This is a genomic window from Paenibacillus sp. Soil787 (assembly GCF_001429545.1).
GTDB lineage: Bacteria > Bacillota > Bacilli > Paenibacillales > NBRC-103111 > Paenibacillus_E.
Map to the genome: position 1 here is coordinate 211860 of NZ_LMSP01000003.1, position 22725 is coordinate 234584.

At 44.6% G+C, this 22725-nt stretch carries 11 protein-coding genes; all 11 read right to left on the reverse strand.

What is annotated here, in order from left to right; genetic code table 11:
• Positions 1 to 869: 869 nt before the first annotated feature.
• The 11 genes from ASG93_RS06995 to ASG93_RS07045 all read right to left on the reverse strand — a co-directional run bounded on the left by ASG93_RS06995 (position 870) and on the right by ASG93_RS07045 (position 22356).
• A complete protein-coding gene (locus ASG93_RS06995) occupies positions 870 to 7472 on the reverse strand; it encodes an OmpL47-type beta-barrel domain-containing protein (protein WP_056830235.1) in 6603 nt (2200 codons plus the stop codon).
• A gap of 196 nt (positions 7473 to 7668) precedes the next feature.
• Positions 7669 to 9294, reverse strand: coding sequence for an ABC transporter substrate-binding protein (locus ASG93_RS07000; protein ID WP_056830236.1), 1626 nt, complete (start codon positions 9292 to 9294; stop codon positions 7669 to 7671).
• 73 nt (positions 9295 to 9367) lie between these two features.
• Complete coding sequence (locus ASG93_RS07005) at positions 9368 to 10249, reverse strand: carbohydrate ABC transporter permease (protein WP_056830238.1); 882 nt, start codon at positions 10247 to 10249, stop codon at positions 9368 to 9370.
• Between the two features lie 24 nt (positions 10250 to 10273).
• A complete protein-coding gene (locus tag ASG93_RS07010; protein WP_056830240.1) occupies positions 10274 to 11242 on the reverse strand; it encodes an ABC transporter permease in 969 nt (322 codons plus the stop codon).
• A 237-nt stretch (positions 11243 to 11479) separates the two neighbouring features.
• The gene (locus ASG93_RS07015) at positions 11480 to 13102 is read right to left on the reverse strand and encodes an extracellular solute-binding protein (protein WP_056830242.1); all 1623 of its coding nucleotides are present in this window, start codon (positions 13100 to 13102) and stop codon (positions 11480 to 11482) included.
• Between the two features lie 15 nt (positions 13103 to 13117).
• Positions 13118 to 15460 carry an AraC family transcriptional regulator gene (locus tag ASG93_RS07020; RefSeq protein ID WP_056830244.1) on the reverse strand — a complete coding sequence of 781 codons (2343 nt, stop codon included), beginning with the start codon at positions 15458 to 15460 and terminating at the stop codon, positions 13118 to 13120.
• 204 nt (positions 15461 to 15664) lie between these two features.
• Positions 15665 to 17281, reverse strand: coding sequence for a response regulator (locus ASG93_RS07025; protein ID WP_056830246.1), 1617 nt, complete (start codon positions 17279 to 17281; stop codon positions 15665 to 15667).
• 14 nt (positions 17282 to 17295) lie between these two features.
• Positions 17296 to 19092 carry a sensor histidine kinase gene (locus tag ASG93_RS07030; protein ID WP_056830248.1) on the reverse strand — a complete coding sequence of 599 codons (1797 nt, stop codon included), beginning with the start codon at positions 19090 to 19092 and terminating at the stop codon, positions 17296 to 17298.
• Positions 19093 to 19154: 62 nt separating this feature from the next.
• Complete coding sequence (locus ASG93_RS07035; RefSeq protein WP_056830250.1) at positions 19155 to 20519, reverse strand: ABC transporter substrate-binding protein; 1365 nt, start codon at positions 20517 to 20519, stop codon at positions 19155 to 19157.
• A gap of 67 nt (positions 20520 to 20586) precedes the next feature.
• The gene (locus ASG93_RS07040) at positions 20587 to 21417 is read right to left on the reverse strand and encodes a carbohydrate ABC transporter permease (protein ID WP_056830252.1); all 831 of its coding nucleotides are present in this window, start codon (positions 21415 to 21417) and stop codon (positions 20587 to 20589) included.
• Positions 21418 to 22356: a carbohydrate ABC transporter permease gene (locus ASG93_RS07045; RefSeq protein ID WP_056830254.1), complete on the reverse strand. Its 939-nt coding sequence runs from the start codon at positions 22354 to 22356 to the stop codon at positions 21418 to 21420.
• Positions 22357 to 22725 lie beyond the last annotated feature (369 nt).

Sequence of the window (22725 nt, forward strand, 5' to 3'; positions counted from 1 at the left end):
ATGACGAATAGAAACGGGACTTTAGAAGCAAAATTGTCCGCCGAACCGGGTGCAGGCAGGAGCATATGGGCAGAAATTTCACGAGAGCGTCAAAACCGTCTGAATAATCTATGATCGTTCCGACAATTTGCATCCGCCGATATACCATACGATCTGTGAAAGGCTGTATCCATGAATCAACTCCAAATTACCGAACATAAGCGGTTAATAGATTTAATTTTATCTCCCACTGCATCCATGTTTGTAATTTTTACTCGCTGAATGAAATGTTTGTCGTATAATCGTTGATGTCGAAGTTTCCCTTCTCCGAATTCAAAACTAATTCCCCATTGATCCGAAGATTGATGAAGCGAACGCCTTCCACAGACCGTTCGGCATCAAAGCCGTGTATGCGATTCGGGTTCGTATTCGCACCGTTATAGATTATGTTCGGAATGTAATGTTTTCAATCCGTTTGCCTGACACGGGATTATACTTGCCACAAGCCTCCTGGCGTACGTACGCTAACCGAAAAATCTTCCCGACCGATTGCACCTACTTGTGCTTTGTATACGACTAAACTATTCATGATGTCCTCCTTGGCGTGTTACTGAATTGTAATAATGGTCTATTTTCGTATCATAGAGAATATAAGCATTTTTCCATTGTAAAATCATTCAATTAAGATAATTACACTCCAGTCTATGATCTTTCCCTTACGATGGCAGGAATGCCACCCTCCGAAATTGTGAGCTGCTTTTTCATGACTTTCTGTTAAAGTTGCTTGCGACTTACCTATTTCCATCATGCTCCTTATTTTAAATTAGAGGGATGATTCATTGAAACCGGGAGGACGGCATTAAAGCCTTCCTCCCGAAACAAGGTACATTTTAGTTATTGCTTGATTGATCATGCGGCACAGTGACGGTTACAGAAGTAACCGTTTTGTTGCCCGCTTTGTCGGTTGCCGTATACGTGATGGTATAGATGCATGATTTTTCTGCACGCAAGCTAAATGAAGTGGTAGCTGTACCGAAATTGGCCTGAATGTCGCTTTGACTGCTATTCGGTTGATTGCTCGTGATGGACGTTAACACCACAGATTCAACGCCCGATGTAGCATCACTCGAATTCAGCGTGGCATTGACCGTCACCATTTTATGATCTGCCGGCCAAATCGACGTTTTATCTAATTGAACGGTTAATGTTGGCGCCGTCTTGTCAACCTTAAACTCAACGGTTTTGAGCTGTTCGATATTGCCGGCTTGATCCTTGCTGCGGTAACCGAACTTATAAGTTCCTTCACCGAAAGCAGGAATGGAACCGGTGTAGGTGATCCAAGCACCGTCATTCACTTGGTATTCGGTTGTCACTGCTCCTCCGTATACATTAGCGCTTACGGTTAAGCTTACTGTAACATCCGTCGTGTACCAGCTGTTCTTGCCGTTAGGCGCAGCAGGACTTAACGTTGCGGCTGTTACAGGGGCAATTTTATAAATGTTGCTTACTGTAATGCTGGTTATATTGGAGACGTTGCCTACGGCATCTGTTCCTCTTGCAAACAAAGTATCATTATCGGAAACGACGACTGGGGTGGTGTATGCTGTCCAAGTGCCGCTGTCGCCCACTTTGTATTCCTTCACCGCTGCGTCAGCCGGATAGCTGATTGTTACGGTAACGCCTTGGTTGGTCGGCGCTGTGGTATCTGCAGATAATTTTGCATCCACCGGTGCAATATGATCGATGTTGCTGACCACATAATTAGTTACATTCGAGACATTGCCCGCTGCATCTGATCCTCTTGCATACAATGTGTCGTTTGCAGTAACAACCACTGGAGCACCGTATGCTGTCCAAGTGCCATTTGCGCCCAGTTTGTATTCTTTCACCGCAACATCATCTGGATAGCTGATCGTTACGGTCACGTCGGCGTTAGTCGGCGCTGTAATATCTGCTGACAACGTTGCATCTGCAGGTGCAATTTTATCGATATTGCTAACCAAATAGCTCGCAATATTCGAGACGTTGCCCGCTGCATCCGTTCCTCTGGCATACACCGTGTCGTTTGTGGAAACAACGACTGGAGCCGTGTACAATGTCCAAGTACCGCTGTCGCCCACTTTGTATTCCTTCACCGCTGCGTCAGCCGGATAGCTGATCGTTACACTAACATCGCTATTGGTCGGTAATGTAGTATCTGCGGCAAAGGTTGCGTCTGACGGAGCCGTCTTATCAATATTTACTGTGTTCGTTTGAGCGGTCGTCGTATTTATCAATCGATAATTGAGCGTATAGGCGCCGTCCTGCTCCAATGTGATCGGAGATGAATAGGAATGCCATGCTGCTTCTCCGTTCAGGTTGTATTCCGTCCCATAGGTCGATAACGTGACGGTAACCGGAACCGTGTACCATCCGTTCAACCCATTGGGCGCGGCGGGATTCACGGATGCAGAAAGCAGATAGATCAAGCCTTCCAGCGCCGTGTTCAGGCTGGCGGACGCCGCATCGATCTCTGCCTGAGTTGCATTTGCATTCACCGATACGCTCGTCGCCGCCGTTACGGCTGTCTGAAGAGCGGCGTAGCTTTCTGCCGTATATTGCTTAGAGCTAATGGCTGCCGCTTTGCTGAGCAGAAGCGTGAGCAGCGTCTTATCCTTCACCTTTTGATAAAGCTGGAGTTCCGCAACATTCGCGTTTCCGGTTGTTGTGTAATAGCGGAAATAAAGGAACTCCGTGTTGTTGGTGATAGCAGCCGTATACCATTGCGCTGTGTTGATGTTGTTAATCGTATACAGATTGACGAAGTTCGTTCCATCGTTGGAGCCTTGAAGAATCGCTCCGTTCATCCGGCTTACATTAGTCGTTCTCGGATAAAATTTGACGCTGCCGATCGCCTGCTTGTTTGTTCCAAAATCGACAAGTATCCAGCTTGGATTCGATGTCGTATCAGTCGATGTGTTTGTATCGCCATCGAACGCGCGCCATCCGTTCTGTTGCGTTGTGCCTGTGCCAGGCCATTGATTCGTTGAAGCATTGACCATCGATTGTGTAACTGCTATTTGGTCCGCAATAAGCGTGCTTGTCGATACCAGCAGCCCTTCCGCTTGCTTCAGATCAAGTGCCAACTGCATCTTGTCAGCTCCCGGCTGGCTCAATGCCGCCTTAATCCGATCTACTTCCTGTTGGTACAGGTAGTAGCTAGCCCGAGTATAGCCGTCTGGGGTAAGCACTTTGGAATCAACATTGAAGTCATAATTACCATAAAATTCAACTTCTGCTACGTCGCCACTCCAAGCGGCGCTATTATACAGTTTTAAATACCGGTAATTATTTTGATTTAAAATTTTATCAATTCTTATATCGGTCCAAGTATTATCCTTTGCTCCTGTAACAGCTAGAGTAAGGTTTGTCCAACTTACATTATCGTTGGAGCCTTGAACAATGAGTCCATTCATTCTTCCACTATACGATACTCCATTGGACGGCGCTCTTGGCATAAGCTTGATTTCGTTCAGCTTAACAGCCGAGCCTGCTCCGAAGTCAACGGTATAATAGGAACCGGTGGCGGTATTCAGGTCACCATAAGTGGTCATATTGCCATCAAACAACAAATAGCCTACCTGAGCTGCTGTCAAACCACCCGATCCCGTACTCGTCCACTGTTTATCCGAAGCTGTAACGGCAGCCAGTGCTGAGACATTGATTTTTGGCGCTGTTGCCTTTCCTGTTACTACAGTATTTATAGTTCCCGTATCCGCTGTTGTACCATCTGCTGTCTTTTTGATTGTAAATACGAATGACACCACTGTGTCTATTGCAGGTTGTGTAATTGTTCCATCTGTTGCAACAATTCCTGCAGGTGTTGCTGATTTTAACGCTATTATATAGCCATTTGGAACTATTGGCAGTGTAATGCTTGTTGCACCCTTTACAGGCGCTTCCATACTAGTTATTTTAGATGCAAGTGTTGCAGGAGTTGAAACGTAATCGCCATAAAATTCAACTTCTGCTACGTTGCCGCTCCAAGCGGTGCTATTATACAGCCTCAAGTAACGGTAGTTATTATGATCTAACATTTGACTAGCTTGTATGTCGGACCATGTGTCAGCTTGTGCTCCTGTAACAGCTTTAGTAAGGTCTGTCCAACTTACATTATCATTGGAGCCTTGAACAATAAGTCCATTCATTCTTTCAGGATGCGATGCCCTTGGCATTAGCACAACTTCACTCAACTTTACAGCTGCGCCTGCTCCAAAGTCTACCGTGTAATAGGAACCTGAGGAGGTATTCAAGTCGCCGAAAGTAGCCGTATTGCCATCGAACAGCAAATTACCTACCTGATCAGCCGACAAACCGTTGCCAGGCCACTGGGCATCCGAAGCTTTAACTGTAGCCAGCATGGGGACATTGATGAATGTTGACCCATCAACAAGGAACAGCTTGGAGCCATCGGTTGTCAAATACGTGGTGTCTCCATTCGTTCCGTCATTCTTTTGGTAGTCGATTGTAAATTTAACCGGACCTGTTTGTACAGTTCCATTCAAGGATGCCGTGGCCGTCCAGTTGATATTGTCTATTGTGGTGACAGTCGCATCTACGCCTTGAATTTTGACCTTTACATTTTGGATAGCTTCTTTTGCTTTAATCGCCAATTTTGCCGTATTGCCTGTGGAAATCTTGCCACTGACGCTCTGATCTGAACCAAGGGAAACGGATTCAAGCTTGTTGCCAATCTCATGACGTTCTCCATAAATTCTAAATTCGCCCAATTCAAGCATATTTTGAACAGAATTATGAATAATATCAGGCTGTGGATCAATCAATTGGATTTTAATAAATCGGTATTGCGCATTTTTGTACGCATCGTCGACGGCTATCGTTGATATGGCATTGGTAAACGATGCTTCTCCCGGAGTTAGCCGTGTCCAATTTTCATTATCATTGGACCCGTATACCACGGAACCCGCCGCGCGATCCACAAAATTCATTCTACTTTGTATACCAAAAGCACTTGCTGACACTTTATAATTAATCCCAAAATCCAAGATATGGAACAAGTTCGAATATCCCGACCTAAAGCCCGTAAAAGTATCATTATCATTATCCACTAGAGCTGAAATCCCGGTGCCAAAGGTGGATGTAACAATATTGGAATAGTCCATGCTTCCGTCAAATGTTAATAAAGGCGTCAATAATTGAAGACCTTCGGTTGCACTCCTTAAGGTTAACAATTGTTGAGAGAAGGCTTCATCGGTCGCAACCGCAATCTGACCCACTGTATCATCATACACCGCTTTAAAATGATTCAGCGTCGCAGTCACGTAGCTTGCGTTTGAATTATAGGATGCAATCGCTGCTTGCACGGCAGAAGCCCGGTCACTGGCTACGACAATTTTGACAGTTTTGGTTGAAATCGTCGTACCGTCAGAAGCTTGGGCGACAAAAGAATACGTGCCGGCTTGTGTTGGCTGCCAAGAAAATGCTCCGGTAGTCGCATTAAACACAGCACCTTGCGGCATATTCTGAATATCATAAGCAACGACATCCGTGCTGCTTGAATCCGTGGCGGAAAAATCCAAATTCATAGGCGCCCCGACAAAGCTAAATGTATTCAAATCCGAATTTCCTGCTTTAAAAGCCGGAGGTGTCAGTTGTTTGCCCGCTTTTATATTCATGTGATCAATGTCAACCGTCGTGCCTTCTCCTTTTACGTTCATATATAGGAGACTGTAATTCCCATCAATTTGAATAACTTGGCTAATGTTGTATGTCACATATTTCCACTGCCCCTTCGTGTCAGGAAGCGCCATCTTAAAGTAAGGGGTTGAATTTAATCCTTTAGTTAACTCTAATGTTGAGGCACCGTTGGTGCGAATCTTTAATCCAATAATGGGATTCGCCGCAGGATCGGCATAGGCCATATTCTGCACGACAATTTTACTACCCGCTGCCGTAGACTTAATCTCCACGTAGGAGGTATCTCCTTCTTGCATGGTTGCGGCATTGTTATCGAATGACGTATACCGCTGTTCGATTTCTACCAACGCATCACTTGTTTGCTCCTTGGGAAGATACTTTGCCCCCTCAGACTCAACCGCCTGCGGCAAATAGAGCCAGAAGTCTCCGCCGCCATCCACGTTATTCCAGTTTTGTACAAGACCTCCGCCGAAGTAATAATTGGATGGAAGCCTCTTTGTAAACGCTTCATAATAGTATGGCGCCTTCTCCGCTACATTGATCCCTTTCACATACGTGTAATAGTAGTAAAGGTCCCAAAAATTAGCGGTCATCATTCTTCCCCTATAAGCGTTTGATATAGCGCTATAGATGCCTCTTACCGTTCCATCAGGAGAGATTGCGTAAGGAACTGGCGTCCATGTCGTGTCATAACCGAGCATGAACTTCCAAAAATAGTTCGCGGCCGCTAAAATGCGATCATTCAAAAACTCATACGGACTTACTGCATTGTCCGTAGTGGATACGGTGCCATCCACCGGATCGACTTTGGTTCCTTGGGCAAGAAGCAATCGCGATATGATGGCCGCATTCGTTAAGTCACCGCCGCCATGCGCTTGGTCTCTGCCCATTTCCACATGTTGAACATACGGGTTATCCAATTGTTCCCCTGTATCCGCATTGGTATCGACCAATCGGAACAATCGCTTAACCGATCCATTGAAGCCTTGATCTACAGCTGTTTTATTAACGGTAGACCACTCGACAGCCTCGTTATATCGATCTCTGTTATCGGTAAAGATATAACCGGCTATGGCTCCGAGCAGCGGATAATTATGCTGGTTCATAAAATGGTTGTTATCATGCAGAAAGGTTTCGATTACCGGAGTAATCAGGTTATTCGTAAAATTAGCCGTATCTTGATCCGTCCAAGCAAGTTCTGCTGTTTGATAACTTGAATATCTCAAAATTTCTGCCGCAGTTACCATCCGATTGAGCGGCATTGCCGAATGAATATGCGCATCGGTATAAAACGCGTATTTCGCAGGATCCATCTGCTCCCAAATACGGATAATATGCATGGCATTAGCCCGATATGTCTCATCGCCGGTTATATAATACATCAGCGCCTGTGTATAAGCTTTCAAACCATCATCTATAAATTTCGGTTCAAAGCATTGACAGTTAAACGCATCGATGGCCGGCTTCGATGGATCTGTAGAACTCTGATTGCTGGATGTAACCGTTTTCGAAGCAGCATAAGATTGAGTCATTGCCTGATAATTGGAATACCAAGGTTCTTTTTGTGCCTGTACCTCCGCTCTCATCGTTTCCAGTGTGGCTTTGGTTAATCCGACCCCCGGGTGGGTGAAACCGCCCGTGATCGTTTCATTAATTTGGACTTGATAGCCTGTGCTGACGGTCGCAGCCGAAGCCGCACCAATCGGCATAAGCGTTGCAAGCATACTCACTAATGCAACTACCGCAAGAAAACGTTTCCATAGATCTCCGAAATGAAGTGAATTTTTACGCATCATGTGTCTCCCCTCTTAAGCAATAGTCTCCCGGCATTTGCCGTGGGCTCTATACGTTTTTTAATATCGTTATGTTTTTACTTAAAAAAATTCTGTAAGGATCATATGTGCTGTCGCGATGCGCAAGGTGTTTTCTATTTAAAACAGCCGGCGAAGGCAAAATGGATTTGTCCTAACGCCGGCTTTGTTGCCAACCTGCTTATTTGCCGCCTGCGTCAAGATAAGCTTGAACTTGCTTCAGCAATTCAGCCCGAATTTTCTCAAGACCAAGCGAGCGAAGCTCTTTGTTAACTTCAGCCGCATTTTGTTTCCAATTCGGATCTAGACCTGATACTACAATTCCTTTTAATACATCGTATTTCGGCTGTACTTTCGCCATTTCGGTTTTTACCGGCTCTGAGTTGAATGTAAAGCCTCTGAGCGCTAATGAGTAATATGATTCGTTTTTGGATTGGTAAGCTATATATTTGAGCACTTCCGCTTCATTCTCGCTGTTGACGCGGGACAACGAAGGGTTCCAACTCAATTCATACCCCGGAAACACATAGTTCTTGGAGTTTGCCGTACCCTTATACTTGCCGTCGCCGTCTTTGGTCCAATGCTCGCCTTCGATGCCGAGCTCAAACAGATCATGGTTGTCTGGATTGCTATAGAGCCAATCGAGATACTTCATGGTACGATCGATATTTTTGGAATTCTTCGGTACGACAAGGAAGTTCCATGCTTTGTGGTCCGTTCCGATAGCGCCGGGCTTCATATCGCGGGCGGCATCGTTATAAACGAAAATTTCCATCTCTGCTTTAGGATCAACCTTCTTCCATTCGGCAAGTTTTTTCGCAGCATTGGAAAGGTTGCCTTCATCAGAAGCCGATACCACACCGGCAGCTGCTGCTCCAGCAGCTGCTGCCCCGGCATCTTTTGGAAGGTATTGTCTAAATTCTACCCGTTTGTCCAAATAATTGTAAAAATAGTCTGGATTGTTGAACGGAGCAGGGAGCTTGGCATAATCCTCATTTGGATCGCCGATCGTCGTGGCACCAAGCACTTTTTTCCCATCTTGGGACAAGACAATATTAAACGGAGTACTTGTTCCGCCTACATCGTAAGGGTTCGAACGGAAATTGGTCTGTTTGTCCTTAAAGTTCTGGAACACTCTGTACCAACCGTCTCGCCCGCCAGGATATGGTACCATTTTCGGATCGTTTTCCTTGACTTTGTCATAATAAACCTTCAGGTCGTCATAGCTTTGAATCGGTTTCAATCCATATTTCTCGCGAAGATCTTTGCGGATGAAGACCGCTTCGATATCAGAGAATGCATTGGTGATCGGAACCCCATAAATATGCCCGTTAACTTTGTTGGATTCGAGGAATTCAGGAGTGAACGCTTTCTTCAAACCAGGATAGGCATCATTATTGAAATATTGGTCTAATTCCTGATAATAGCCTTGACTGATGTTAGGCACCATGTTCGCCCATGGGGCATCGAACATCAAGTCGACATCTTCACCTGCTGTCATTTTCAATTTCATTTTCGTTTTGTACTGTTCAAACACATCGAATGAGATATCCAGCTTGGTATTGAGGGTGTCTTTGGTCCGTTTCTCGAACTCGGCAAGAACCTTGTCCATATCGGCCGGTTTTTCTCCGAAGAGCATCACCTTTAGCGTACCTGGATCTGGGGTCTTGCTTGCAGCGGCAGTCGGAGCTGCGCTGCTGGCGGTGCTGCTTGGAGAACTTTCGCCCGATTTGCTGCACGCCGCGACAACCGTTGTCATCATGGTCGCAAGAAGCAGCAGAGACACACTTTTGAGCTTACGTTTCATTTCTGTTTTCCTCCCTTATATTGCTTGCATGTTATATACTAAACCGCCCTTCGACGGGTTCAGCCGAACAAAACTATCCTTTAATGGCGCCGACCGTAAGTCCCTTAACAAAATACTTTTGCAGGAACGGATACAGGAAAATAATCGGTCCGATCGTTACAACGGTCGTCGCCAACCTTGTGGTTAAAGTCGGCAGAACGTAATTGGTCAAGTTAACTTTCGAAGCTAACTGAGTTGCGAATGCGAGGTTGCTATTGATCCGTTGGATTAAAAATTGCAGCGGGAACTTATGCGCATCATCTATATACAACAACGCTTCAAACCACTTATTCCAGAAGCCGAGTCCATAGAAGAGACCGATTGTTGCAAGAGCAGGCAGCGATATGGGAAGCACGATTTTGAAAAAAATGTAGATGTCGTTGGCACCGTCCATTTTGGCGGATTCCGCCAGCGATTCGTCAATCGACTTGAAAAAGTTTCGCAGTAGAAACATGTTCCAAGGGCTGACCAGCGCGGGGATAATCAGCACCCAGATGGAGTCTCTCATGTCTAAATACTTGGAAATCAACAGGTAGCTGGAAACCAATCCACCATTGAACAGCAGCGTAAAGTAAACATAAAAATTGATCCAGTTTTTATATTTAAGCGCCCTTACAGCTAGCGGATAGGCGAGCGCGCAGGTCACCAGCATCGCAAGAAATGTGCCGACGACGGTAACGAAAATGGTCACGCCGTAAGCTCTATAAATCGTGCTGTCTTTGAAAATAAGCTTGAAGGCTTCCAACGAGAACTCGCGCGGAAAAATGGAGAACCCGTTTTTGACAATCGAGTCCTCGGTCGTCAGCGAGTTGCTGATGACCGTTAAAAACGGCATAAGACAATAGATCGCGAACAAGGCCATAAAGACGTAGAAGCACACTTTTAATACGCGATCACTGTAACTTTCCTTAATCATGGTTGCACCAACTTTCGTTGAATTCTAGAAGAGCGCCGAATCTGGGCTGAACTTGCGGGCCAGTTGATTCACGGAGATAACAAGAATGAAACCGATGAACGATTGGAAGAAGCCTACGGCCGACGCCATTCCTATGTCCCCCAAATCCACCAAGGCGCGGTAAACGTACGTATCAATGACGTCCGTTGTTGCATACAGCAATACGTTACGTTGGACTAGTCCGTAAATCATACCGAAATCTCCGTAGAATATGCCGCCTATAGCGAGTATCGTGAGCAGGATGACGGTCGGCTTTAGCAGCGGAAGCGTGATGTTCCAAATCTTTTGCCACCTGCTGGCTCCGTCCATAGAGGCGGATTCATAGATCTCCGGGTTAATTGATGTGATAGCGGCAAGGTAGATGATCGATCCGAAACCCGCTCCTTGCCAAATTTTGATCAAAACCAGAAGGAATGGCCAAATGGCCGGTTCCGAATAAAACCCAATGGATTCGAAGCCGAAATATTCCAGCGTCTTGTTCAACAAGCCGCCGTTGGTAAGCAAAACCGTGACGAAACTAGCGATAACTGTCCAAGAGAGAAAGCTCGGCAGAATGACGACGGATTGGGTGATACGCTTAAACCATTCGCCTCTTAGCTCCGACAGAATGACGGCAATGCCAACCGAAGTGATAGTTCCGAACAGGATGAACAATACATTGAGGTAAAGCGTATTCCAGATGACATGAATCGTTTCACTGGACTGGAAAAAAAATTCGAAATTCTTTAACCCGACAAACTCGCTTCCCGTTATCCCCTTGATCGCATTAAAGTTTTGGAATGCGATCACGATTCCGCCCATGGGCAAATAAGAAAATACGAAGATTAACAGAATGCCCGGGATGGTTAAGAGATACAATAGACCATGTTTGCGGATCTCCTGTATAAATGAACCAGACTTACGTCTAATAGTAATTGGTTCAATTTTTCTTGGAATGATTGTTGCGTCTTTCATTAATTTGGCCTCCTTTTTCACGTATACCAATACGAATTTTTGATCTCAAGTAAATCCCTAGCAATTAGAAGTATGATAGTTCGGGTCTTAACTAAACAGATTAAATTTTGGTGCTGACTTTAATTATGTGTGGTTTACCAACATTAATTTTCATCATAAACATCATTTTGCTGTCATTTACATGCAAAAAAGGACATGATCGTTAATGATCATGTCCTTTTTTGCATAGTTTTACAGTTATTTCGCGTTTTTATCTAGATATTCTTGGATTTGTCTTTTTAATTCCGCGCGGATCTGCTCAAGTCCAAGACTTCGCAGCTCTTCATTGATCTTCTTGGCAGCTGCGTCAAAGTCCGCTCCATTTCCGGCCAAACCTGCATGAGCAACTTCGTTGAAGGCCTCAAATTTGGGTTGAACCTGAACCAACTGCAATTTCACCGCTTCGTTATTGAATATAAAGCCGGCTAGCTTCTTCCTCTTATAGGATTCCGGCTTTGACGCATAAGCCCATATTTTTTTCACTTCGTCGGGAGCGTCCGTGTTCATCCTGAAATAGTTCAGATTCCAAGTCAATTCATAGCCGGGAAATCGGTAATGATCTATTTGCTCAAGCTCTTTATATTGATCGTTGCCTATCGGCTCCCAATGCTTGCCGGCAATACCGTACTGGAACAAGTCATGGTTTTCCCTGCTTGAAAACAACCAGTCAAAAAAGGCCATCGTACGGTCGATGTTTTTCGAATTGGCCGGTATGACAATGGAGTTGTTGGCGCGGAAATCGGTTTGCAGACAATTTTTCGCAAAATTTCGAGCGCAGCTAGATAAGATAAAAATCTCCGTTTCTGCATTCGGTAATACTTTCTTCAAGTCTGCCTCTGATTGGGGAGCCAAGCTTACCGGCAACCATCCGGTCGAAGCCAATTTCCCCGCTTTCCATAAATTATCCATCTTCTGGCTTAATACATCCTTAGGCTGGTACTTGCTCCACTCAGCATAACGATAGTAGTTCTCGAACAGCTTCGCTCTCGTGTTATATGGAGCCGGGAATTTCGCCAGTTCCGAGTCTGGATCGCCTACAATCGCAAGCCCCTCCACTTTCTTGCCATCCGGAGATAGAGATACGAACCAATCGTCGCCGGTCGTCAGGTTCATGGTGAAAACATTCGGATTCTCAAACTCGGTCTCAAGGAAATCGGAGAAGCCTATCATACCTGAAACGGGGGATAAATCTTTGTCATTCTCCAACACCTTGTCATAAAATTTCTTTAGGTCATCGTAAGACTTGATTGCCGGAAGCCCGTACTTCTCCCGAAGATCTTTTCGCAAAACGACAACGCTTACGTCTTTTAAAATATCGACAATCGGAATAGAGTAGATGTGCCCGTTGATCTTGTTATTTTCCAACAGCTCCTTGGAAAATGCTTTTTTCAGACCGGGGTATTGGTCATTGTTGAAATATGAATCCAGTTGGGCGTATGCCCCTTGATTGATCATATTATACATAATACCCATCCATGGGGCATCGAATATGAAATCAACAGCTTCGCCGGTCGCCATCTTTAGTTTGACCTTTTGCTTGTGATCGGCTATCGTATTCCACTCAATACTTAGTTTTGTATTTAGCTGGTCCTTCGTTTGCTTTTCAAATTCCTCGAGCACGACCGGCAGATCCTTGGGAGCCTCACTAAACAGCATCCCCTTCAAGGTTACCGGCGCTGTCTGTGAGGAAGCGGATGAAGCCCCGGGACTGCCGCTCGTGCCCGAATCTGTGGTTTTTTCCCTGCTGCACGCTACCAAGGAGCCTAGAATTAAGGGCATTGTCATTCCGACCAATACAGCCCGAATCATTTTTCCATTCATCCTTCATTCCCCCTCTCATTCGTTATTATTTTTTATCCTCCGGTAATGGTCTGGCGTTTTCCCGCAGTATTTTTTGAAAGAGATATAGAAATAATTAACGTTCTCGAATCCGATCAATTCACAGATCTGGTTGGCCGGAAGATCGGTAGTGACCAGCAATTCTTGTGCTTTCAGGAAACGCTGCTCGGCAATATAGCCGGAGATCGATTGGCCGACTGCTTCTTTAAAGATTCTCCGCGCATAATTCGTTGAAAGCCCGACTTGTTCGGCCAAAGAATCGGCAGTTAAATTGATATCCGTGAACCTCTCGCGGATAATGGCCAGCATTTTCTCAACGGCATTACTGTTTTTGCCTGTGGCTTGACGCTCCCGAAGAGCGATAACCTTTTCACATAAATCAACGTACCAGGCTTCGATTTGCTCTATCGTGTCCCAATTCATAAGGTGAAGCTGCCCGCTGTGAAGCGCCAAATGGACGTCATCCCGCTCCGTATCCGTCATATCCTTAGCCGTTCGAACTGTCATTACCAGAAGCTGGTTCAATGCCAGCATCATTTCGTCATAACTGTATCCATGAATAGCCCTGACGAATTCGGAAACATCTTCTTTCAACCGGTCTACATCTCCCGCTTTCAGCCCATCCATGATCTGCTTTTCCAGCGCCGCGGGATATTCATAAACAGTTGACCCGTCAGATATGTCTTTCCGATAGGAAATCAAACTGTTCGTCCCGTAAATTAAACGGAAATGGGAAGCATTGTAAGCGGCATTCCACGCGTAAACGATCTGATCCTCATCTTCGACGGGAGGTCCGTAAGCCGCGGTAACGGTAATCTTGAGGAATCTTGAAATATGCTGCTGAACTTCTTCCAAAAGTGATTCAATACGAAGCTCATCTTCATAGGTTCCGTCTGGAACATTCACAATGATCGCAACCGCATCGTGACCGTCATCCACCGTTTCGTTCCGGAAAACCGAGGCCATCACCTCATACGCGATATTGGCGATGGCATATTTAAAGAGGGAAATATCCATATGATCGTATTTCAGCGAAAAGTCCTTATATCCGTCGATTCGAAGGACACAAACGATGAAGTTGTCATTATCGAAGACAATTCCGACTTCCTCTCCGTTTTTCCCTACGGTCCCCTTCAATAAGTCGCGAAGAAATTGCTGTTTGCGAACATGCATAGATTTCTTTACGTCGCTTTGCAAGGAATCAATTTGGGTTTCAAATAACGAAAAAGATTCGGTCAGCAGGTCATATTCGTTCATTTGATTCTGTTCCTTCGACTGAATGGAGGTATGTCGAATCCGTTGAATCAACCGATGAATTGGCGTATAGATCATCTTCGTAAAAAATAAACCTGTCACCCCGACCAGAAGAATGAAAACGCATGTGACCCAAAGAATAAATTTTTTCAAAGCCGTAACTTCTCCAAGCAGGCCCTCATATTCCGCAACTCCAATAAACGTCCAACCCAATCGATCGGACTTCACGTAGGTGATCAGACTTTTATTATTACCAACTTCGTCCACCATGCTTCCGGTATTAGTGGGGTCATGAAGAATTTTATCAATATAGGACTGGCTAGATACGTTTTCGTTAATTAATGCGCTGTCTGGATGTGAAATAATCACGCCTTGGTCGTTAATGATCAAAACCTTTCGGAATTCGTTCCGATCACCTCTGCTTACCTGGTCCTGCAACACCTGCTGATCCAGATTCACAACCATGATACCATCCGGACTACCATCTCTTTTGGTATTTGAATAGATGATGCTAATTAAATTTTTATCGAACTCCGTTCCGGGCAGCTTGAAGTGCTCCTTGCGCGGGATGAAGATTCCGAGTTTGAACAAATCTTTATTTTGCAGCATTTCTGTCATTCGTTTATCGAAGAAATCAGCGATAGGACTGACAGCCGTGATCGAAGAAAATACGATACCTGCGTTATAGTTGTAGACATAAATAGATGAAATTAGCGGATTGGAAGCAATCATTCCGTTCAGCTTTTTGTTGATACGACCTGTATCTATTGGCGTAAAAGAACGGCCGTACATAGCGTTGAACAACAAATCACCTGTCAAGTTGAATGACAGATCATTATTCAAAAATTCCTCGGATATTTCGTTATATGTGTTTGTCAGCAAAAGATCGGCCGTATTATAGGATTGGTTTACCGCAGATTCGGTATGCTCAAAAATTTGTTTCGTCAAATTTTTGGAAACTTGATTGACGACCACATACGCGAAAATACCGATAAAGAGCAATCCAATCATCACATAAGACAAAATGATTCTAACGAGGAGATCCCTCTTTTTAAGGAAATTTCTGAATGCCCCCATACCGATCATCAATTCGTTTCACCCTCTTGATTGATTTACAGCTTCGAAACCGTATCAAATATTGTCGAATATATCATATCATTACTAATCGGTCGATACTATTGCTCAATTACTTGAAAACAAAATAACCGGAACCCCTTATATATCTTGGAGTCCCGGTCTTATTAATTTCCTCCGTTATCGCACACTGCACGTATTCCGTCAGCCAGAAGATTACTCACTAAGTCTTCGCGCCGACGAACCGCTTCGGTATTCCGATGGCGAGAAGCCTGTGTATTTCTTAAAGCAGACGCTGAAATATTGGGGATTGCTGAATCCTACCTTATAGGCGATTTCATAGGATTTACAGTCTTCTCTGCTCATCAAATTTAAGGCCATTTTCATCCGAGTTTTCAGTAAGTAATCGGAGAATAAAGTATTTCCTACCTTCTTAAAAACGGCACTCAAATATCCAGAGCTCACATTCACATGATCCGCCACGTCCTGCAGCGACAATTCTTCCTGGGTGTAGTTGCTTTCAATGTATTGAAATGCTTTGTTTAGCAACTGCTTTTGATGACTGTCGCGTCTAGCGCATATTTCTGCTATGAGTTCAACAGTGAAATCTCGAATGGTTGCGAATATTTCCTTGGACGTTGTCATGATTTGCAGATTCGCGCAAAAGTGTGTAAATCCACCGAAACGTTCTTCCATTTGCGGCGTATGAATCCATTCCCAAAACTCCCGATAGAGAAGAAGCGCGATTTCGGTCCCTAATATATGCAGTTGCTGCAAAGGGACAAATTTTCTGTCCAGCACTTCTTGTTCCAGCTGATTTATGATAGATAAGGCAGGCTCTTCCATTCCCAACCTCACCTTGACCAGTAGTTCTTTTTCCAAGCCCTGTACGCTGATTGTCTCGACTTCCGGCTGTAAATTGACATCCTTCGCAATCAGTACCTGATTAGTTCCAGTTATATGACGATATTCGAGCACTGCTTTCGCTTCCGTATAAGATTGATAGAGGGAAAGCGGTCGTTCGTAAACTGGACCGACCCCCACCGTAATCGTGGTTTTCAAAAACTTTTCCACGTTTTCCCGAATCTCCTCCATGAGAGCATGAATCTCATGCAACATAGTCATAGGCACATCATACGATCCGAAAAGAAGGACAATTTCCTCTCCGTCATAATGAACAACATAGCATTTGTCCAGGTGCCCAATCATTTCTTCAATTATATTGCCTACGCAAAACTTTAACATTTCTTGTCCGAAGCGGTTGCGGATTTTTGGAGATTGGTAGTCGTCAATTTTGATAACACTCGTTGCAAAGTGCACAGCCTGTAAATCAATTCCTAGAAATTCGGATTCCTTAGCTAGTTCCGTTTCTTCGAAACGTCCGGAAATCAAATGTTCCCAGAACAACTGCCGCAGCAGAGGCATGCTTTCGAATATTTGTTTTCGCACTGTCTTTTCCCGACGATATTCAGCGGCTGCCCGGTTAACGGTATCCAATAAGGTCTCGTTCTCGAAAGGCTTTAAGATATAGTCGAATACTTTCAACTTTAAAGCTTTTTGTGCAAATTCGAACTCCTCGAAGCTTGTCATGAGAATCACTTTTACATCCGGATATTTAGCTATTAGTCGTTCCGTTAACTCGAGCCCGTCCATATGAGGCATGCGAATATCGGTGATGACGATATCAGGTTTCCGACTTTCCGCTAGCATCAGGGCTTCTTTACCAGTTCCTGCTGTTCCAAACAAATCAAACCCGTGGCCTTCCCAATCTATGTTTTTGCTCAAACCTCTCCGAATGATAACATCGTCGTCCGCAATGATTAGGTTATACATGTCGGTATTCCCCCTCAGCCGGTCGGTTGTTCTGGGACCTTGCGAATTTTGATCGTAACAAGCGTTCCCTTCCCAGGCTCGCTTTCATAATGCAACCCATAATTGTATCCATAATTCATCTGCAGCCGCTTGTGCACGTTGACAACCCCGAAACCGCCTTTCACCGGACCAGTATCCGATAAACCCGCTCTGAGCTCTGCAATTTTTTCGCTTTCCAATCCAACACCGTTATCTTCCACAAATAGATAAATATCTCCATCCGTGCAGTAACCGCTAATTTGAATCCAACCTTGATGCTCGCTCTTCTTGATCCCATGGTAGATGGCATTCTCTACTATGGGCTGTAAAGTAAGTTTGACAATTGTACATGTTAGAAGCGACGGCTCGACATCGATCTTGTATTGGAAAGCATCTCCATACCTCATCTGCTGGATAAATAAGTATGTTTGCACTTGTTCCAGCTCTTGGGCAATAGAAATCACTTCTTGACCTTTGCTGATCGAAATGCGGAAGAAGGTAGATAAAGCAGTTATCATCCTTCCTGCTTCTTTCGCTTCACCCAAATCGCAAAGTTGTTTAATGGAAAATAAGGTGTTATATAAAAAATGCGGTTGAATTTGCGCCTGTAGAAGAGATATTTCAATTTGTCTTTTCATCTCTTGCTCATCTTTGACCTGCTGGAGAAGCATTTGAATTCGTTCAACCATATCTTTCAATCCGTAGTTTAAAACGGTCATTTCGTTCTGCGGCCATTCCTTGACGGAGATGTTCAGATTGCCTTCCTCGATCCGATTGACTTGCCTAATCAAATGTTTAATCGGCTTGGAAATGTATCTGGTTAGCAGCGTTGAGAATAAGATGGCAAACAGTACAGCCCCTGCAATGACCAAAATATTTAAATACTTAATATTGTTCACTTTGCTCAATACTTCTTCTTCCGGAAAAACAGCGGCGAGTTTCCAGTGATTTGCACCGAGAGTATCATAAATGACGGTCATGTTCGAACCGTACTTACTGCGCATTTCCATTCTGCCGAAGGCGCTCGGCGTTTCCTGCAAACGCTTTCGAAGTTGTTCGTCATCAAGCTCATACTTTTCGCTCACCGTCTTGAAGCGCATAAGTCCGTCAGGACTTGCCAAAAGTAGGTATCCATTATCGCTGATTTTAGGAGAGCTCAATATTTTCTTGAAAAAATCCGCCTTGATATTGACGATAAACACGCCCTTCGGGTCTGTGCGATTTTGCCCGACCCACTCGTAAATGCTCGCCACTTTAGAGTCATTTTCGCTGTTATACTGAATATCCCGGTCATGAAGGTTTTTCCAAAAAACAGTGGCTAATGAGCCTTCCGTACGATTCAAATAAGGCATAACCGTAAAGTGTAGAGGCTTGAATATATGATCCGTTCTCGCTAACGCGATTTTTCCGTTGTTGTACCATAACACAACAGAATCAACCATATCATAATTATCGTACGAATAGAACTGATTGAGCGACTGGTTCCAGACGATATAATCAATTGGACCCGCGGCAAAGTCGGGGTTGTCGGAATGGATCAATGACTGCACCAGATCCGTGTTATTGTAGTTGTTATTAAACATGGCGACGACCGCCGACAGCAGAACACCGAGACGGTCGTCCAAATAATTTTTGGATTGAGATACAGTATCGTTAATATTGGCGTAGGCATTGGATTTTAATTGTTCAGCTGACAGTACATAGGATGTAATGCCGGTTGTGACTACGAAGAAGATTAATCCGGGAACTAGCCGCCACAGAATTGTTGATTGAATTGAACGCGTTCCTCTCATGCTTATCCCTCCACTGCTATTGTATCACGTTTCCCAGTTGTAGAGGGGCTGCCTGCGGATTCCTATTTTTTCATCGCCTTTTTATAATCTTCGTTCGATTTTTCCATCGCCTTCGCCCAACCGTTCAAGAAATCTTCCGCCGTCATGGCACCGGAAAGCACTTTTTGGAGATTAGGTTCTAACTGCTGCGTTTGAATTCCTGCATAATCAGGCAAGTAGATCGGTACTTTCAGCACGATCGTATCTTTGTCCGCCAATGCTTTGGCACCGTCCTGAATATGCTGGGCATTCTTCGCGTAGTCGCTGTTCATTGAATCCTGGTTGGTAGGCATCTGGCCGATGTTTTGATTCCAATAAGTCTGAATATCGCTGGAAGCCAGGAAACTGACGAGCTTCCATGCTTCTTCTGGATGTTTGGTGCTTTTGAAAACGCTGTATCCATTCGGGTTGGTTACCGTTACCCGCTTGCCGTTCATAGATTTAGGCAAAAGAACGCCGGCGAATTTATCCGCGCCGAGAGACTTTAGATTATCGTTGTAAGAGCCGAAATTATGCTGGATGATGGCTGCGGTGCCGCTGTTAAACTCAGCAACCATTTCTTTGTAGCCGTTGGTAATGTCGCTGACTGCCGTATCTTTTTTGTACAATGCCGCGAATTTCTTCATAAACTCTACATTTTTCGGATCATTTACGGTCGCCTTGCCGTTGCCGTCGAAATATTCGGTGATACCGGAGTAAGCATACATCGCGGTCGTCAATTGGTTGATGCTTCCTGTACCGCCGCGCATGCCGTAACCGAACTGATTTTTACCCGGATCCGTCAATTTGTCTACATCTTTAAAGAAGTCGTCCCATGTAGCAGGCGGGTTCAAACCGGCTTGTTTGATGATGTCCGCACGGTACCAGTATAAATCCATAAAGAGCGTATTTGGCAGCATATCCAGTTTTTTATCTGGAACTAATGAGCGAACGAACGTCATGATAGACGGAATCATCTTGTCCTTTTCTTCCCATTTATCAAAATAAGTGTCTAAGGGCAGCAAGGCTCCCTTCGCGGCAAAATCGGACACAAATTGATTGCCCACTGCCCCGACATCGGGCATGTCGTTCGAAGCGATCGCCACATCGAACTTTTGTTTGTACGACTGCTGGGGGACACCGACATATTCCACATGAATATTCGGGTATTTTTGCTCAAACTTTTTGAAAATTTCCTGATAATACGGAGTGCGGTTAGGACCTGCGTTATCATCCCAAAACGTAATTGTGACCGGACCGTCACTCTTGGCTTGTTTGCCACCGGCGTCCGCCTTGCTTCCGACTGCCGGACTGCCAGCCGGCGTGCTCTGGCTATTCGTGCTTGTGCCGCAACCAGCTAGTACAATTGTGAGACCTGAAGCAATCGTTAACAGCTTCATCCATTTCATTGTAATTTCCCCGCTTTCAATATTATTATATATGACGAATCCCTGATCAGGAATACATCCGTTAGTATTACCCTTTCACTGCGCCAGCGGCCATACCTTGCACCATATATTTCTGAACAAATGCGAATAACACGACGACTGGCAGCAACGAAATGACGCTTCCGGCCGCCAATGCGCCGTAAGCCATATTAAATTCCCCTTGCATGTACCTCAATCCGATTGGAAGCGTGAAAAAATGCGGTTTATTGATCAGCATCAGCCCGAAAAGAAATTCGTTCCATGCCCCGATGAACGTAAACACAGTAGTGGCAACAATACCCGGCAACAAGATAGGGAAGATGACGAGGAAGACCGCTTTAAGCCGACTGCATCCGTCTACCATCGCCGCCTCTTCCAGCTGCTCCGAAATGTTCGAAACGAATCCGCTCATGAGAATGGAATTGAATGGAAGCTGAAAAGTGCTGTAAGTAATCACTAAACTGAGCAGGTTGCTGGTCATTCCAAGCGTTTTAAAAATGAGGAACAGCGGAATAAGCAGCATCGCTCCCGGTATGAATTGGGTGCAAAGCAACAAGAGAAGAAACGCCCGTTTCCCGTAAAATTGGAATCTGCTTAATGCGTATCCCGTCAGAATGGAAAGGACGAGGACAATAACGACGGTTGAAAGCGAAACGATTAGACTGTTTTTAAAAAAAACGGAAAACCCGACCGTGTCCCAGGCCATTTTAAAATTTTCAAACGTCGTCGGATTCGGCCAATATTTGATAGGCAGCTTGTTAATATCCGCTTCTTTCTTAAGCGAAGTCACAATTGTCCAAAAAAAGGGCAACAGGGTAAACAGCATGGCGGCCAGCAGCGGAACATATAGGGTTGCCGCCCGATCCAATCTTTTGATCATTTATTTGTCCTCCTTTCCGAAACCGCTGATTTTTAAATAAACGATGGCAAAGAGCATGAGGATAAAGAAGGCAACAACCGTCAATGCCGAGCCGTATCCGAAATTTTGCGCCACAATCGCTTGATTAGCTACATACATCGTCATGGTCATCGTATGATCGGCAGGCCCGCCATTCGTTAAAGCATAAATTAAATCGACATTATTGAATTCCCAAACTGCGCGAAGCAGCGTTGATAAAATAATAGAGTTTTTCAAGAAAGGCAACGTAATGTGGAAAAAAGCTTTCCATCGGCCCCCTCCATCTACCGTACACGATTCGTACAACTCTTGGGGTATAGTTTGAAGTGCAGCGAGCATCGTGATCGTGAAAAAAGGAATCCCTCTCCACAACTCCGCCAAAACGACGGAAGAAAAGACCCATTCGGTATCCCCTAACCAGGCAACCGGAGAATGAAGCAAATGCGCCTTAGTCAGTATGTCATTCAACAATCCGATGTGCTCGCTGAACATAAAGGACCACATTGTAGCCGTAATTACGCCGGAAATGGCCCAAGGGATAATGGCGGCGGTACGAAAAAAAGAACGAAACCTGAACGTTTGATTAAGCACCAGCGCGATCAGCAAGCCAAAAAATAGCTGGAGCACCACTTCCGACGTTACCCACTTTAGAGAAATCCCCAGGCTATGCAGAAATAGCGGATCATCCGTGAATACGGTTACAAAATTATCGAAACCTGCGAAACCGTTATAGTAAGGTTTGCCTGGGTTGTAATTTTGCAGACTATAATAGAAGACATTAAGCATAGGGTAGAATAAGAAAGCAACAATCAATAACACAGAAGGTGCGATAAACCAGTAAGGCATCCATTTTATACGTTCTTTTTTCACGATTATCGTTTCAGGGATTTTGGACTTCAATTCATGAGCTTTCGCATCCATCTCTCTCAAGCCTCCAATCTTTGTGATGCTTTTATTGTAAATGAACTACTGCTGCGGCAGAATTAAATAATCGCATCAGAATGTTTAAAATTATCATCAGTTGAGACGGCGAAACCAGTTATTAAAATTGTACGCCAACATGGAGATTTGAAGTTTGACCTCATTCGCCCCAAAATTCGTGCTGCTCATTTTTTCACACGCAAAAGCCAGTCCATTGGAAAGGAGAAATCAAACATGTCTAACAAACTCGCAAACTGTAGGACCTGTCAAAAAGAAGTATTCAATTGAAAATCGAATAGCACATCCTAATCCGACCCAAAGAAACATGGCAGGATGTTAAGGTGGTGTTAGATATTTCAATCCACACAC